This is a genomic window from Actinoallomurus sp. NPDC052308, from assembly GCF_040679195.1.
GTDB classification, from domain to species: Bacteria; Actinomycetota; Actinomycetes; order Streptosporangiales; family Streptosporangiaceae; genus Actinoallomurus; species Actinoallomurus liliacearum.
In genome coordinates, this window is sequence record NZ_JBFAUM010000001.1 from 293,197 (window position 1) to 308,057 (window position 14,861).

15 protein-coding genes are annotated in these 14,861 nt (G+C 71.1%); 7 read left to right on the plus strand and 8 right to left on the minus strand.

The window, feature by feature from the left end:
* The first annotated feature begins 350 nt into the window (after positions 1–350).
* Positions 351–767, plus strand: coding sequence for a pentapeptide repeat-containing protein (locus AB0L00_RS01550; RefSeq protein ID WP_364426924.1), 417 nt, complete (start codon positions 351–353; stop codon positions 765–767).
* Positions 768–866: 99 nt separating this feature from the next.
* Here AB0L00_RS01550 and AB0L00_RS01555 read toward each other — a convergent pair whose 3' ends face one another.
* Positions 867–1,316, minus strand: a complete 450-nt coding sequence (locus AB0L00_RS01555; RefSeq protein ID WP_364426926.1) for a nuclear transport factor 2 family protein — start codon at positions 1,314–1,316, stop codon at positions 867–869.
* Positions 1,317–1,458: 142 nt separating this feature from the next.
* Here AB0L00_RS01555 and AB0L00_RS01560 point away from each other — a divergent pair, with 142 nt between their 5' ends.
* Positions 1,459–2,025: a hypothetical protein gene (locus AB0L00_RS01560; protein ID WP_364426929.1), complete on the plus strand. Its 567-nt coding sequence runs from the start codon at positions 1,459–1,461 to the stop codon at positions 2,023–2,025.
* A 581-nt stretch (positions 2,026–2,606) separates the two neighbouring features.
* Here the strand turns inward: AB0L00_RS01560 and AB0L00_RS01565 are convergent.
* A complete protein-coding gene (locus AB0L00_RS01565) occupies positions 2,607–3,071 on the minus strand; it encodes a MarR family transcriptional regulator (protein WP_364426932.1) in 465 nt (154 codons plus the stop codon).
* Positions 3,072–3,187: 116 nt separating this feature from the next.
* Between AB0L00_RS01565 and AB0L00_RS01570 the strand changes: the two genes are divergently transcribed.
* Positions 3,188–4,666 (plus strand): FUSC family protein, encoded by a 1,479-nt coding sequence (locus AB0L00_RS01570; RefSeq protein WP_364426934.1) that lies wholly within the window; start codon positions 3,188–3,190, stop codon positions 4,664–4,666.
* A 198-nt stretch (positions 4,667–4,864) separates the two neighbouring features.
* On the opposite strand, the gene AB0L00_RS01575 is transcribed toward AB0L00_RS01570, so the two are convergent.
* The 3 genes from AB0L00_RS01575 to AB0L00_RS01585 all read right to left on the minus strand — a co-directional run bounded on the left by AB0L00_RS01575 (position 4,865) and on the right by AB0L00_RS01585 (position 7,938).
* Positions 4,865–5,971: a hypothetical protein gene (locus tag AB0L00_RS01575; protein ID WP_364426937.1), complete on the minus strand. Its 1,107-nt coding sequence runs from the start codon at positions 5,969–5,971 to the stop codon at positions 4,865–4,867.
* Positions 5,972–6,344: 373 nt separating this feature from the next.
* On the minus strand, positions 6,345–7,331 hold the full coding sequence (locus AB0L00_RS01580; protein ID WP_364426940.1) for an alpha/beta hydrolase: 987 nt from the start codon (positions 7,329–7,331) through the stop codon (positions 6,345–6,347).
* A gap of 244 nt (positions 7,332–7,575) precedes the next feature.
* Complete coding sequence (locus AB0L00_RS01585; protein WP_364426942.1) at positions 7,576–7,938, minus strand: STAS domain-containing protein; 363 nt, start codon at positions 7,936–7,938, stop codon at positions 7,576–7,578.
* A 121-nt stretch (positions 7,939–8,059) separates the two neighbouring features.
* On the opposite strand from AB0L00_RS01585, the gene AB0L00_RS01590 reads away from it, so the two are divergent.
* On the plus strand, positions 8,060–8,413 hold the full coding sequence (locus tag AB0L00_RS01590; protein WP_364426944.1) for a helix-turn-helix domain-containing protein: 354 nt from the start codon (positions 8,060–8,062) through the stop codon (positions 8,411–8,413).
* Complete coding sequence (locus tag AB0L00_RS01595) at positions 8,410–8,868, plus strand: response regulator (protein WP_364426947.1); 459 nt, start codon at positions 8,410–8,412, stop codon at positions 8,866–8,868. Before AB0L00_RS01590 ends, AB0L00_RS01595 begins: the two co-directional genes overlap by 4 nt.
* Before the next feature lie 107 nt (positions 8,869–8,975).
* Here AB0L00_RS01595 and AB0L00_RS01600 read toward each other — a convergent pair whose 3' ends face one another.
* On the minus strand, positions 8,976–11,423 hold the full coding sequence (locus AB0L00_RS01600) for an ATP-binding domain-containing protein (protein WP_364426950.1): 2,448 nt from the start codon (positions 11,421–11,423) through the stop codon (positions 8,976–8,978).
* A gap of 184 nt (positions 11,424–11,607) precedes the next feature.
* Between AB0L00_RS01600 and AB0L00_RS01605 the strand changes: the two genes are divergently transcribed.
* On the plus strand, positions 11,608–12,081 hold the full coding sequence (locus tag AB0L00_RS01605; protein WP_364426953.1) for a hypothetical protein: 474 nt from the start codon (positions 11,608–11,610) through the stop codon (positions 12,079–12,081).
* A gap of 21 nt (positions 12,082–12,102) precedes the next feature.
* On the opposite strand, the gene AB0L00_RS01610 is transcribed toward AB0L00_RS01605, so the two are convergent.
* Complete coding sequence (locus tag AB0L00_RS01610; RefSeq protein ID WP_364426956.1) at positions 12,103–13,326, minus strand: MFS transporter; 1,224 nt, start codon at positions 13,324–13,326, stop codon at positions 12,103–12,105.
* Between the two features lie 106 nt (positions 13,327–13,432).
* On the opposite strand from AB0L00_RS01610, the gene AB0L00_RS01615 reads away from it, so the two are divergent.
* Positions 13,433–13,924, plus strand: a complete 492-nt coding sequence (locus tag AB0L00_RS01615) for an Lrp/AsnC family transcriptional regulator (protein ID WP_345352585.1) — start codon at positions 13,433–13,435, stop codon at positions 13,922–13,924.
* Between the two features lie 15 nt (positions 13,925–13,939).
* Here the strand turns inward: AB0L00_RS01615 and AB0L00_RS01620 are convergent, their stop codons facing one another.
* Entirely contained in the window at positions 13,940–14,851 is a 912-nt protein-coding gene (locus AB0L00_RS01620) for an amidohydrolase family protein (RefSeq protein WP_364426959.1), read from the minus strand.
* Positions 14,852–14,861: the final 10 nt, after the last annotated feature.

A 14,861-nucleotide genomic window follows, 5' to 3' on the forward strand; every position in this document is an offset into this window, starting at 1 on the left:
GGACCGCTCTCGATGTTGATGGCCACACGGCCGGGGCTCTATCGGCCCCTTCTGCTCTTGACCACGGCGACGACCGCCAGGACCGCCACGGCCCCCCAGCCGACGCGCATGAACGAGGCGGTGTTGGCGCCGGTGGCGATGGCCGTTGCCACGGCGATGAGGGTGCCGAGCACATCGCTCCGTGACGCTCGCCCGCGCGAACGGCGGGACGTGGTGACAGACCTCATCGCGCGGGTGAGTGCCGGCTCGCGGGAGTCTGGGGCGGCGGAGCCTCCAGAGGTGCCTCAATCAGCCGATTGCGTCGGTTGATGGGATAGCGACCGCTTAGACCCGCTGACACGATAGCGAGCATGACTTACGAGGTGACCCCGAAGCAGATGCTGGGACGGCTTCCATACTTCGCAGCCGTAGACCGGCAGGTCTTCGATGGCGAAGATCTCGCGTCGGTACGGACACAGCAACTGCGGTTCGCCCGCTGCTCGTTCGTCGGTGCCGACCTTCGCCACGCGACCCTCGATGGGTGCTTCTTCAAGATGTGCGACTTCCGGGGCGCTGACCTCCGAGGGGCGTCGTTGAGGGGCACGAGTCTTGCCGGTTGTGATCTTCGCGAGGCTGATCTACGTGACGCCGACCTCACCGGAGGTCTCCTCGGCTACGTCAACACCGGCAGCCATCCCTATGGTCTGACCGACGCCACCGGCGCGAATTTCGCCAATGCCCGTCTGCGCGATCTCCAAGTTGACCGCGTCACCGGGTGGGACGGATAGGAGGCGCTTCCGGCTCCGGGAGGGGGCCACACCAGGCACAGGCGGGACGAAGGCAGACGGGCTGACCAGGCAGGGGGAGCCGTGCGCAGGGCGCGGAGCCTAGCCGAAGACCATGCGGTGCCCGCGGGCCGTGTCCATGTATTCGCGGACCCGGTGGATCAGGCCGTCCTGGAGTTCGAAGACGAAGCAGTAGTCGTTGGCGTAGTGGTTGCCGTTGGCCAGAGTCGCCGTCATGGTCTCCTCTACGATCACGCGCTCGCCGTCGGCGTAGAACCCGTGGAAGGTGACCGTGACGTCTCGCACGAAGAAACGGGGGAAGTCCTCGGCGAGGAAGCGCACGATCGCCTTCTTGCCGACCAGATGGCTGGAGCCCCCCAGCGCGACGGCGGTAGCGTTCTCTGGTGGCGCGAGCCACTCAGCGTCGTCGGTAAAGACCGCAGCAATTCGGTCGGCGTCGTGACTGGCGAACGCCTTCCACGCGTCCTGGACGATGGTGCGGCTCTGCTGTGACATGCCGCACGAGCAACGTTTTTCAAGGCGGCGGCGCACGCGTGAAGCCTGGTCATCCCGCCTGCCATCGACCCAGGACGAGCCGAGCAGCGCGTCTCGTGGATCTCCGGGCGGAGTGCCAGCCGATCGTTGTCTTCCAGAACCAGCGTGGGCCACATGGTTCTTGAGAAACTTGGTGATCGTGACTAGCTCCGATGACACCCCACATCCGAGCCGCCCTGCCGCCCGTCGGTTGATCCTTGTCTCAGGGCAGGAAGGCGCAGGTAAGACCACGATCATCCGTGCGCTGTTGCCACATACGCCGCGCGGAGCGCGGATCGATGCCGAAGACCTGGGCCAGGTCAATCCGTGTTTGTACGACGATGCGTTCTGGCGGCTGCTGCGAGCCAACGTTGCAGGCCTCGTCCGGAACTACTGGGCTGCGGGCTTCGAGAACGTCATCGCGGGGAGCTTCTTCACCACCCGCGATGACTTCTGGAGCTTCCGCGAGCTCGTCCCCGAGGTGGACGAGGTGTACATGGTCCAGTTGCTCGTGCAGCCAGATGAGCGCCAGCACCGTCGCCTCACGCGCGCCAAGCGGACCACGCAGGAGTGGCGCGACATCGTGGATCAAGTCGACACGGTCGACACGACGATCGCCGCCAATCAGGACGGCTACCGCTACGCCGCCGTCGACGGCACGGGAATGACGCCCGAGCAGACGGTGGCAGCGATCATGTGCGAGTTTCCGGAGATATACGGCACGTAGCTCTCAACCGAGCGAAGACCAAGATCCGGAATCTGCGCGGAATCATTCGGCACACCGCGGGCGGCGGACCGGAGCCGCCCCGGCCACCGGTTCGGCCGATCGGGGTGACGAACCCGCCGTTATCGGACAGGGGGAACCCTGCGCGGATTGAACACGTATTCGGCAGAGCCACCCCCCATGGCCGCTGACAGCCGTGGGCAGCCGGACAGAACAAGGTCGGCCCCTGACCGCATCTCTGCTGTTCAGGGCCCGACCCACCTGATGTAGCGAGTCCAGGATTCGAACCCGGAGACGTCGCGCGGCCGGTGGATGCCCGGGCCGGACCCGCGGGGACGGTGCGCGCGCCGGGTTCGGGCGGTGAGCCGGTCGGATCGTTCGGGGATGGTGTGGGCGGTCTGCCGGCCTGGTAGGTAGGTGCGGATCTTGTTCGTGGAATGGTCCCAAGCGCGCAGGTTCGCAGAATCCTGGCCACCATCCCTGCCGAACCCGCGTGCGGCTGCCTACCTCTGGGGCAGCCATGCGCGGGTTCGCCGCCGTGAGGGCGCTGACAGGAAAGGACGCAGAGTCACAGGGGTTATTCCTTAGGGAGTGCGCGTCGCCGCCCGCTTGTCCGGGCCGGCCGTGGCGGGGGCGTCGGCCAACTGGTTGAGCAGTTGGCCGGCGAGTGCGAGCAGTTGCTGCTCGACCGGGCTGAGCGCGCCGAGGGCGCCGCCGAGCCATTCGGCCCGCTGCGCGAGATCGTCGGCCAGTGCCTGGACGCCGGCGTCGGCGATCGCGAGGATCGAGGCGCGCCGGTCGGTCGCCGAGCGCTCCCTGGTGATCAGGCCGTCCGCCTCCAGTTCGGCGAAGGTCCGGGTCAGGGCCTGGAGTTGCTGGTGCTCAGCGAGGGCCACCGCGCTGGGGGTGCAGGGCCCGTTCCGGCGCAGATGACCGAGCACCATGATCTTGTTCGCGGTCAGGGCACCGGGCGGGCGCTCGTGGCGCAGTCGGGAGCCCAGTCGGAGTAGGCCCTGGAGCAGGGCCTGGGCACAGTCGTCAGTGTCCATCAGTCAATACTAAACCATCGTGTAGCATTAGCAGGAGAGATGCCCCGGTAATCTGCGTAAAGGTGGCCATGTAGAGGGCGGGAATGCTAATCAAGGTTTATTATTCGATGGTGGCCATGGCCGCCGTGCTTGGCTCCTCCTTCACGGCGATGGAGATCGCGCGCCTCGCCGCGGGCTACCCGGCGGCGGTGCTCGCGGTGCCGGCCGTGATCTTCGCGTTCACGGTGGCGCGGCGCCCCGGCGGTGAGCCGGTACCCGAGAAGTTCATGGCGGCCGCCGCGCTCTCGGTCTTCGCGGGGGCGAGCGTGTGGCTCGGTTCGCAGATGGCCGGACACCCCGTGGTCGGCGGGGCGGTGTTCGTGCTGCTGATGGCGGGTTCGATCTGGGCCAGGCGGTTCGGAGCGGCGGTCACCCGACTGGGGGCGCTGGTTCCGCTGGCGCTGATCGCCTCGCTGCTGTCCGCCGGATCCGGCACGGGGCGCATGGCCTGGTGGCCGGTCTGCGGATGGATGGCGCTGGTGGGGCTCAGTGCCTTCGTGTGGGTGCGCGTCGTGCGCCGGGTCGCCGAGAGGCTGACCGGCCTCCCGGGTTCGCAGCCGGGGCAGGCCCCTGCCAAGCGGTCCGCGCAGCGCGCCGGACTGTCGACCCGCACGCGGATGGTCCTTCAGATGGCGGTGGCGCTGACCGCCGCGTTCTCCTTCGGGCACCTGCTGTTCGGCGAGCACTGGCAGTGGTGCGTGATCAGCGCGATGGTCGTCAGCCTCGGCACGGTCGGCCGCGGCGACCTGGCCCTCAAGGGCATCGAACGCGGACTGGGCGCGATGGCGGGCACGCTGCTCGCGGCCCTCGTCGCCGCGGTGGCCGAACCCCACGGCACGACCAGCATCGTCCTGATCTTCGTGGTGCTGGCGGTGGCCTCGACCCTGCGCTCCTACAACTACGCCTTCTACGCCGCCGGCATCACCACGGCGCTGTCCCTGTTCTACGGGTACTTCGGCGAGTCCGCCCAGCACCTGCTGCTCATCCGCCTGCAGGCCCTGGTCCTGGGGGCGGTGCTGGCGGTGGCCGTGGGCTGGTTCCTCGTGCCGGTGCGGACCAGCGACGCGCTGCGCGCCCGGCTGGGCGCGACCCTCGGCGCACTCGGCTCGCTGCTCGACGCCCGCCTCGACGGGGCTCCCACTGCCAAGGCGCTCGCCGCGTTCGACGCCGCAGCCAGCAGCCTGGACTCCAGCGCGCGTTCGCACCGGCTGTACCGGACGGCCGCCCGGAAGCTGTGCGCGGGGCACGGGATCACGCCGGCCGACGCCGGCGAGGCGCTGCTCGCGACCCGCGGCCCGGTGTACGCCCTGGCCGCGGGCGAGCCCGGCCCGCGCGAACGTGCCACCGCCCAGACCGTCAGGCTGCTGCGCCGCGCGCTGTCCGCCCCGGCCGACCCGCTGCCCGAGCTGCCGGAACCGGCTCCGACGGCACCGCTGGCCGACCTCGATGCCGCGCTCCGGCAGTTCGCCGCCGCGCTCCCGTCGCTCGCCAAGCGCCGACCGCCCGAGGTGCTCGGCAGCGGCGGGGCCCTCCGGCCGCCCGTTTCCGCCGCCTGACCCGCCCCGGCCGTGGGGCGGGTTCCCGCGCTCAGCGCGACGTGGTCAGCCAGAGGTGCTCAAGACCGCGCACGACGGTGTGGGGTTTCCACTCGGGCGGCTAGGCCATCCGGCAGTCCGCGAGGACGGGCAGCAGGTGGCGCAGGGCGATGGCGGCCTCGGCGCGTGCCAGCGCAGCGATTCCGTCGCATGAGGCGGTTACCTGGGGAGTTTGGCGGTGCACTCGGGGTGGGCGGTGGTGACGTAGCGGAGGGCGGTCTGCTCGGTGATGCCGAAGAGCCGCATCAGCTTGAGGGGGTCGGCGCTCTCAGCCGCCTCGTTGAGGATGCGGTCCTGGCGCAGGCCTTCCATGGTCAGCCCGCGCGGGATCGCTTTACGGAGGAGGTTGGCGCTGACGGGCGGGTGGTCGGGGTCGACTGCGCTCTTCTGGCTGACCAGCAGGTGGGGGTTGAGTGAGCCGGGCCACCGTTGTTGGCGGTGGGTCAACCAATCGGCGGCGAGTTGGTGGGTGAGTTCTTCCAGGTAGAGGGTGTGCCGCAACAGGCCGCGACGCACTTCGAGGGTGCCGCGGGCCAGGTCGAGGTCGGCGGTATGTAGGGCGCTGATCTCGTGTCCGCGAAGGGCGTGGATGGCGACCAGCGCGATGACCAGGCGTCCGAGCGGGCTCTTCGTCTCGTCCAGGAGCCCAGCCAGGAGGTCGGAGGGGACGGATCTGGGGACGCTCTTGAGATCGCCCACCGGCAGGTCCCGGGTGGGATCGCTGAAGATCACTCGCTCTCGTTTCAACGCCCGGAACAAGCTGCGCAGGGCAATGGCGAGCCCTCTGCGGGCGTGGCCAGCAAGACCGTCCAAGGCCGTCTTCGCATCGGCGGCGGTGATCTCTCTCAGGGTGGTCACGCCGTCGGTGGTCCACGCGGTGAGAATGGGCTGGAGCGTGGAGAGGTAGCGGCGGATGCCGTCGTAGCCACGGGGCTCAGATTCGCGGCGTCCCTGGCCGTGCAGGACCGCCACCCAGGTTGCCACCTCGCTCGCAACGAGCTCCGGCAGGGCTGCGAGCGTGGTCTCAATCCACACCAGGTCTGCGTCCTCGTGCAGGTCGGGATCCTCCACGAGCAAGCCTCGGTCGCGGAGGAACTTGCAGACAGGCGCGGCCGCGAGATTCGCGTCGAGCTCGGCCAGGTCGTACACATCACTTTCGAAGAAGGCCGTCTCGGCGCCGAGCCAGTACACCAGGTAGGTGAGGGTCCGGGCGTTCTTGGTGTAGTCGGGTCGGCTCTCTCGCCGGTACCGGCCGAACTCCTCCACCAGGCGCTGGGTGGCTCTCGTGCGGTAGGGGTGGCAGCCACGGCAGCGGCCGTCGCGTACCGCGAGGCCGTCCCGGCCACAGCGGCAGCACCGGCCCTGCGGATTCCTCTCCCGCCAGTGCCGACACCGATTGCAGCGCAGCCCCTGCCATCCGGCGGCGATCCACGCCAGGCAGTCCCGGCACTGTGCAAGCCACGACGCAACGCGCCAGCTCCAACCGGCCCCGGGGGGTGAGTTTGGCGTTAGCGTGGACCATGAAGGACCTCCAGGACGAGATGTGCGTGTCGTGGTGACACACACCTCGCCAGGAGGTCCTCCCTATTTCAAGATCATCCAGCCGTGTCGCCGTTACCAACGTCCGTGGTCAGTACACCTAGGCGGGCAGGGCGGCGAGCCAGTCGGTGAGGATCTCGTTGACCTCCGTACGGCGCTCCTGCTGGATCCAGTGGCCACAGCCGTCGAGGAGATGCGAGGAGACCAGGCCGGGCAGGGTGGTGGGGTACGCCTCGATGGCGTCGGCCATCCAGGTGGTGGAGGCGTCCAGCGCGCCGCCGATGAACAGGGACGGCTGGGTGATGGGGGCGCCGTCGAGGTCGGCGAGGTCCTCCCAGTCCCGGTCCATGTTCCGGTAGCGGTTGAGCGCCCCGCTCATGCCGGTCCGCTCGAACTCCGCGGCGTACACGTCGAGATCGTCCTCGCCGAGCCAGGCGGGTAGCCGGCCGGCGGGGAACCGGTCGCGCAGCGTCCCGCCCGGGGAGACGAAGTGCGGGTCCGGGGCGCCGGCGGGCGGCATGGTGTCGGCGGACAGCGCGGCGTAGAAGCCGGCGAGCCAACCGCGGACGTCCGGTTCGATCTCGGCCTCGGCCCGGCCGGGCTCCTGGAAGTAGCGGACGTAGAACTCCTCGTCCCCACCCATTCGCGCGAAGATCTCGCTCGGCCGTGGTCCGCCGCGAGGGGCGTACGGCACGCTCAGCAGGCCGACCGCGCGGAAGACGTCGGGCCGCAGGAGGGCGGAGTCGGCGGCGATGGTCGCGCCCCAGTCGTGGCCCACGATCACCGCCGTCCGCTCTCCCAGCGCGTGCACCACGGCGGCGTTGTCCTCGACCAGTTCCAGCATCCGGTACGCGGCCACGTCCTCGGGCTTGGAGGAGCGGCCGTAGCCCCGTACGTCGACGGCGACGGCCCGGTAGCCGGCCGCGGCCAGTGCCGGCAACTGGTGGCGCCAGGAGTACCACGTCTCGGGGAACCCGTGGACCAGCAGCACCAGCGGCCCGGAGCCCTGCTCCACCAGGTGGATGCGGCCGGCGGGGGTCGGGACGAGACGGTGCGTGAGGTCGGTGACCGGTACGGACTGCGGCATTGGTTCCCCCAGGGTTTCGATCCTCGCCGAATGAGTACGTCGGCTGGATCATCCAGCGACCGGCGCGGCTGCCGCGCGTTCTGTTGCCGGTTCGGCAAATTGCCCGCACCGCTCGCGTACGGACGGGACCCGGCGCGTACGGCGTGGGGATCGGCCTTACGAGATAGGGGATGGGGGCGTACGGGATGGGAATCGAAGATGTGCGGGATAAGGGATCTGGTGACGGCTTGCGGCGTACGTGCGGCTAGACCGCCGCCGCCGATCCGGCGATCCTGGTCAGTCGCAGGATCCGCTGGACGCGGGGGCGTGGTTCGCCGGTCAGCCGGACGGACCCGCCCAGGGCCTCGGCGTACGCGGCGGCCTTCCGTATGACGGCCAGGCCGGAGCAGTCGATGAAGGTCAGAGCGCTGATGTCGAGGACCACCTGAGAGCGGCCGTCGTCGAGGTGGGTGAACAGGGCCGTGCGCAGCCGGTCGGCGTTGGTCGCGTCGATCTCACCGGTCAGGACGACGTTCACCTGATCACCCACGACGTTGATGGTGATCATGACGGCGGTGCCGATCGGGTCCCCGGCCGGCGTCGGCCGAGGAGCAGGCTGTGTCAGCACCTTTTGAGCGTCCACCCGCCCGTAGCAAGGGTCAAGTCTTCATGAAATAATATTCGGTAAACGTGAGTCAGGAGTCGGGGTCGGTCGCCGCGTGGCGCGCGCGACCGGAAGAGGAGGCCAAGTGGGGCGGCACGGCGGCATGGTCGATGAGAAGCCCTGGACCTTCTTGACCAACCATGCCCGGGTGCTGATCGTGATCGCCCGCAACCCGCACTCGCGGCTACGGGACATCGCCGACACGATCGGCATCACCGAACGCGCCGCCCAGACGATCGTGAACGATCTCGAAGGAGCCGAGTACATCACCCGCACCAAGGTCGGGCGCCGGAACCACTACAGCGTCGATCCCACCCGTCCGTTCCGGCACCCCGCGGATGCCGACCACCGCGTCGAAGGACTGCTCACCCTGTTCAGCGACCACGACGACGACAAGAACAGCGCGGACGAGCCCGACGCGCCGGCGGTGACGGAGTGAACGCCGCGCGGCGGCCGGTCTCCATTCTCGTCGTCGAGGACGACCCGGGCGACCAGATCCTCATCCAGGAGGCCTTCACCGAGCATGACGCCGACGCTCCGGCGCGGCTCATCCTGCTGGAGGACGGGGAGCAGGCCCTCGACTTCCTTTACCGGCGCGGCCCGTACGCCGACGCGGCCCGCCCGGACCTGGTGCTCCTGGACCTGAACCTGCCGAAGTACAGCGGGCGGGCGGTGCTGGAACAGGTCAAGTCCGATCCGGAGCTGCGGTCGATCCCGGTGGTCATCTTCACCACCTCCGCGAACATCGACGACATCAGCGCCATCTACCTGCTGCACGCCAACGCCTACGTGACGAAACCCGTCGACCTCGACGCCTTCACCGCCGTCCTGCGCAACATCAAGGGTTTCTTCGTCCACACCGCCCGCCTGCCCGGTTCCCGGTACGCCGCCTGAGGCCGTCGACGCCGGCCGACCGATCGCCGAGCCCGGATCCGCACGGAGGCGGCGGATTCGGGCTCGGCGTGCTCAGCGGGCGTACGGCCTGCTCGGGCGGGTCGGCGTCAGGCCCGGTCGGCGCCGAGCTCAGGCACCGACGGTCCGGCCAGCTCGGCAGGGGGCGGGCCCGGGTGGAGGATGCCGAGCCGCTGCGTGGCGCGGGTCAGGGCGACGTACAGGTCGTTCCGGCCGCGCGGGGACGCGGCCAGGATCGCGGCCGGGTCGGCGATCAGGACCGAGTCGAACTCCAGGCCCTTGGCCTGGCGTACGGTCAGCATGACCACCCGGCGCTCCAGGTCGGGATCGGCGCCGTAGGCCAGTTCGGGGACGACGGCGGTGACGACGGCGGCGAGTTCGGCGAGCCGGGCGTCGGGGACGATGACGGCGAGGCGGCCGTCATCGTGCGATGCCGCCTCGCGCGCGGTCACCTCGGCCAGGACCTTCGGGAGGTCGGCCGGGGCGGCGGCCAGACGCCAGGGCGCCCGTCCCGTCTCCCGTACCGAGCGAGGCGGCCGCAGGCCGGGGTCGAGCGCGGCGAGCAGGTCGGCCGCGACGGCCATGATCTCGGCCGGGGTGCGGTAGTTGACGGTCAGCTGCGCGAGCCGCCACCGGTCGCCGACGTGCGGCCGGAGCACCCGCTCCCACGAGGACGTGCCGGCGGCGTCACCGGTCTGGGCCACGTCGCCGACGATCGTCATCGAGCGGCTCGGGCAGCGCCGCATGAGCAGCCTCCAGGCCATCTCCGACAGTTCCTGCGCCTCGTCCACGATCACGTGCCCGAACGTCCAGGTCCGGTCGGCGGCGGCCCGTTCGGCCACCGTCCGGTGGGTCACGACCTCATGCCGCTCGGCGAGCGCCTCCTCCCCGAGCAGGTCGGCGGCGGTGAGGATCTCGGCCTCCTCGCCCTCTTCCAGGTCGGTGGACCGCGAGCCGATCGTGATGTCGAGCACGCCCTGCGCGTACGCGATCTGCTCCCGGCGTTCGGCCGCCGCCCGTGCCCGGGCCTTCGCCTGTGCGGCGGCCGCCCGGTCGTCCTCGCCCAGCAGTTCGGCCGCCTCGTCCAGCAGGGGCACGTCCGCCGGGGACCAGCCGCCGCCGGGTGCCCGCAGCAGCAGGTTCCGCTCCTCCTCGGTGAGGCCGGGCGCGGCCGACGCGAGCCGCCGCGGATCGGCGAACAGGTCCTCCAGCAACCGCTGCGGTGTCAGGCTGGGCCACAGCTCGGCGAGGGCGGCCCGTACGTCCGCGCTGGCGGCGAGCTCCCCGCGCAGGTCGGCCAGATCGGACTCGTCGAGCAGCGACCGTGCCTCCTCCGCGGAGTCCAGCAGGTCCTCGGGGTACCCGGCCGCGAGCAGGGCCCGTACGTCCGCGTCGCCGAGCACGCCCTGCTCGTCACCGCCGTCGAGGGGCCGCCCGCCGTCGTCGAGGATGACGGCCTCGATCCGCTCGGCGACCTGCCGGGTGAGCAGGTCGAGGATCTCGCGGACGAAGATCCGCCGCGCCTGGTTGTGCAGCACCGGACCGCTGAGCGCCACCGCCGCGGCACGCCGGTAGTCCTCCTCCTCGAGCCGTAGCGCCTCGCCGCCGTACGGGATCTCCACCGGGCCGCCGGGCGGGGCCTGCCGGTCCCGTACGGCGGCGGCCACCACCTCGGCCATCAGCGCCCTGCCCTTGACCTCGGCGACCGCGGGCGGCTCGGCGCGCCGGGCCGCGACGCCGGGGAACAGCCCGCCGACCGTGGACAACAGCACGTTCGTCTCGCCGAGGCCGGGCAGCACCTGGCCGATGTACCGCAGGAAGGTCGCGTTCGGGCCCACGACCAGGACGCCGCGTCCGGCCAGGCGCCGGTGGGTGTAGAGGAGGTACGCGGCGCGGTGCAGCGCGACGGCGGTCTTCCCCGTGCCCGGCCCGCCCTGCACGACCAGCACGCCCCGGTGGTCGGAGCGGATGATCTCGTCCTGTTCGGCCTGCAGGGTCTCGACGATGTCCCGCATCCGGCCGGTGCGTCCGGCGTTGACCGCCGCCAGCAGCGCGGCCTCCCCGATCAGCCCCTCCCCGCCGGCGGTGTCCAGCGCCTCGCTGTCCAGGATCTCGTCGTCCAGGTCCACCACCCTGCGGTGGCGCGTGGTGATGTGACGACGGCGGCGTACGCCCTCCGGCGCGGCGGCCGTGGCCACGTAGAACGGGCGCGCGGCCGGCGCGCGCCAGTCGACCAGCAGCGGATCGGCGTCCTCGTCAGAGTCGTCGAGGATGCCGATCCGGCCGATGTAGTGGCGCCCGCCGGCGCGCAGGTCGAGCCGGCCGAAGCACAGGCCGTTCTCGGCCGCGTCCAACCTCGCCACCCGCTCGGTGTATCGGGAGAACGCGGACTCCCGCTCGACGCGCGCCTGCCGGGTCCCGTCGTTCTCCCGGAGCACGCCGGTCAGCCGCCCGGAAGCCTGTTCGCGCAGCTCGTCGACCCGCTGATAGAGCATCGCGACGTAATCCTGTTCGAGCTCGAGCTCGCTGTTGGACAATTGTCCCCCTCTGCTGATATAATTGTTGTAAGAACTGCGAAATGTGCCGAAATGACAGAAGTCGGCAACCAGCGTAGTTCTTTTTTCATTTCCGGGAAGATGATCCGGGGGAGACAATGGGTTCACGGATGTCCGACCCCCAGGAGCTCGTTCCCGAAATGGGGGAGGTGGGGGGAATGCCACCATGACCACACAGCGTCCGGGCGCGCTCATGTCCGCGCATGAGGGACTCGTCGAGGCACCGATCGACCAGGTACGCGGCGCGGTCCTCGCCGTGCCGACCGGACGGCTCCGGGGGGCGGAGGCGCCGCTCGTCCTCGGCTCGATGGACGACCGGTACGTGACGGTCTCCGGCGGCCCGAGCACGTTCACCGCCGCCGTGGCGGGGGTTCCGCTCACGATCGAGGTCGATCGCGACGCCGGCTGGGTGCAGGCGCGCGGCCAGTGGTGGTGGTGCGGCCGGTTCCAGGTGGCGGAGCACGCGGAGGGGACGCTGGTGACGCAGCAGACCTTCAACTGCGCGACCGGTCCGGTCGCCAGGCTCGTACCGCTGACGGTCGGTCGCGGGCACCGGGCGAACGGCCGGGGTGCGCTGCTGCGGGTCCTGGAGGAACTGGCCGACCGCCTGCACTGTGCCGCGAGGCCGCTGTCCGACTGATCGGAAGGAGTCCTCGCCCCGCTATCCGGAGATCCGCTGAGACGCGACGTCACGGCCGGACAGGACCAGGACGAGCGGCACCGCCAGGAGCGCGCACGACAGGGCCGCCAGGGCCGGATACCCGCCGGCGGACAGGAGGAGGGTGGAGGCCAGACTGGCGGCGGCCGCGATGCTCCACACCGTCGCGTCGACCGCCCCCTCGACGCGGGCCCGCTCCGCCGCGGGCAGGTCGCGGGCGAGCAGGCCACTGCCGCCGACGAAGCACAGGTTCCACCCGTAGCCGAGCGGGAACAGCGCGCCGGCCCGGAGCACCAGGTCGCCTCCCGGCGCGATCGCGGCGAGCAGCGCGGAGACGGCCAGCGACAGCAGTCCGGCGAGCATGACCGGTCGCGCACCGACGCGGTCGAACAGCCGCCCGGTGAGCGGCGACAGCGCGAACATGCCGAGCGTGTGCGCCGACAGGGTCATCCCGACCGCGCCCAGCCCGTGGCCGTGCATGTGCATGTCCACGGGGGTGGCGGTCATGACGGCGACCATGACGACCTGCGCCGCGACCATGACCGCCAGCGCGGACCGGGCGGCGGACGTGCGCACCAGGTCGCGCAGCGGCACGGGCGAGGCGGCTGCCTGGACACGACCCGCGGGGGCGCCCAGGGCGGCGGCCACCGCGACCGTACCGGCGACGGCCGCGGCCAGGAACGGCCCCGTCATCGCGGGCGCGCCGAGGCGGTGCGCGGCGGTGCTCGACGGGTCGAGCAGCAGCGGGCCGCCGACCGCGCCGACCGTCCCGGCCCAGACGAGCGTGCCGAGGGCGAACCCGCGTCGGTGCGCGGGGTACAGGTCGGCGGCCGCGTAGCGGGACAGCTGCGCCCCGGCGTTGCCGAGGCCCAGAACCAGCATGCCGAGGGTCAGGATCAGGACGTCGCCGACGGTCACGGCGACGACCGCGAGGCCGGCGCCGAACGCGGCCGCGGCGTACCCGAGGACCAGGCCGGCGCGCCGGCTCCGCCGTCCCGCGAGCCAGGTCAGGGCGAGCGCGCCGACGCCCGTTCCGATGACGCCCGCGGTGTTGGGCACCGCGCCCCAGGCCGCGCCGAGCCGGTCGCCGGCCACGATCGTGCTCACCGCACCGGTCATGGCCATCGCCGCGTTCATCAGGGCCGCTCCGCAGAACAGCGCCGTCATCGGGCGTCCGCGCGGGGCGGACACGGTGTTCGGAGGGTTCATCACAGGGGGCGTTCGCATGCGTAAGACGCTAGGAATTCCGCCGTCGCGGCAGAACGGGCGATGAGCGGAGATTCGGGGGATCCGCCGCTTGTTCGTAAGGAGATATCCGGTGCAGGGTTTTCGCATGGACAGACCGCTGGATCAGACGGATTGGCGCATCCTCGCCGAGCTGCAGCGCGACGGGCGCCTCTCCTACAAGCGGCTCGCGCGGAACGTCCACCTGTCACCGCCGGCCGTCGCCGAGCGCGTCCGCCGGCTGGAGGAGGCCGGGGTGATCAGCGGCTACTCGGCGCGGATCGACGCGGCGCGGGCCGGCCTGCCGCTGACGACGTTCGTGCAGATGCGGTGCGCGCTCGGCAGGTGCCTGCTGAACACGACGACGGCCGAGGACTTCCCCGAGGTCACCGAGGTGCACAAGCTCAGCGGAGGCTGGTGCTCGATGCTGCGGGTCCGCGTCGCGTCGATGCGGCACCTGGAGGGGCTGCTCGAGCGCCTCGGCGAGCACGGCGAGATGAACACCCACATCGTCCTGTCGACGGAGTACGAGGGGCGCCCCGTGGAGGCTCCGGTGGAGGAGGAGCGTCCGGTCACGCGGTCGTCCGGCTGGGCCCGCTGACCGGTCGCGCGCGGCTCAGCGCGCGAACAGCCGTGCGGCGTTGTCGTGGCAGACGGCCCGCAGCCAGTCGTCGCCGAGGTCGAGCCGCGTCAGCGCCGCGAGCTGGTGGGCGTACGAGTACGGGATGTTCGGGAAGTCGGTGCCCAGCAGGACGCGATCCCCGAGGTCGGCCAGGCGGGGGGTCAGCTCGGTGGGCCACGGGTGCATGCCCTCGGCGAAGTCGGTGAACGTCATCGTCGTGTCGAGGCGAAGACCCGGATGGCGGTCGGCGAGGTCGAGGAACTCCGCGTACTCCGGCATGCCCAGGTGCGCCACGATCGGGATCAGGCGGGGATGGCGGGCGAGGACCTCGGCGAACACCGCCGGACCCGTGTGCGGGCCCGCCTCCGGCCCGGACCCGCAGTGCACGACGACCGGGGTGCGCGACTCCGCCAACAGGCCCCAGACCGGGTCCAGGAGTGGATCACGGGGGTCGTACGCCCCGACCTGGATGTGCGCCTTGAACACCCGGGCGCCGTCCTCGATCGCCGCGGCGACGTACGCGCCGGCCTCCGGCTCGGGGAAGAAGGTGGCCGTGCGCAGGCAGTCGGGCGTGCGCGCGGCGAAGTCGGCCGCCCAGTCGTTGAGCCACTGGGCCATCCCGGGACGGTGCGGGTAGAGCATCGCGGTGAACCGCCGCACCCCGAACCCCCGCAGCAGGCGCAGCCGCCGCTCCTCCTCGTGGCGGTACCGGATCTCCCAGCGAGGGCGGCCGTCCGTCTCGGCGAACCGGTCGAAGTACGCCCAGACCTTGGCCAGGACGTTGGACGGCATGAAGTGGGTGTGCACGTCGATGAGGCCGGGGAGGCCGAGGGCCCGCCAGAACGCCGGGATCTCCGCGTCGTCCGCCGGGGGCCGTACGGTGCGTTGATCGCCGGGGGAGGACATGGTCCGCATC

Excerpts from the sequence above, each read along its gene's own strand:
- AB0L00_RS01615 (WP_345352585.1), top strand. The coding sequence starts at position 13,433 with ATGGACAGACCGCTGGATCAGACGGATTGGCGCATCCTCGCCGAGCTG.
- AB0L00_RS01580 (WP_364426940.1), bottom strand. The coding sequence starts at position 7,331 with ATGCCGCAGTCCGTACCGGTCACCGACCTCACGCACCGTCTCGTCCCG.
- AB0L00_RS01565 (WP_364426932.1), bottom strand. The coding sequence starts at position 3,071 with ATGGACACTGACGACTGTGCCCAGGCCCTGCTCCAGGGCCTACTCCGA.
- AB0L00_RS01605 (WP_364426953.1), top strand. The coding sequence starts at position 11,608 with ATGACCACACAGCGTCCGGGCGCGCTCATGTCCGCGCATGAGGGACTC.
- AB0L00_RS01610 (WP_364426956.1), bottom strand. The coding sequence starts at position 13,326 with ATGCGAACGCCCCCTGTGATGAACCCTCCGAACACCGTGTCCGCCCCG.
- AB0L00_RS01550 (WP_364426924.1), top strand. The coding sequence starts at position 351 with ATGACTTACGAGGTGACCCCGAAGCAGATGCTGGGACGGCTTCCATAC.
- AB0L00_RS01570 (WP_364426934.1), top strand. The coding sequence starts at position 3,188 with ATGGCCGCCGTGCTTGGCTCCTCCTTCACGGCGATGGAGATCGCGCGC.
- AB0L00_RS01620 (WP_364426959.1), bottom strand. The coding sequence starts at position 14,851 with ATGTCCTCCCCCGGCGATCAACGCACCGTACGGCCCCCGGCGGACGAC.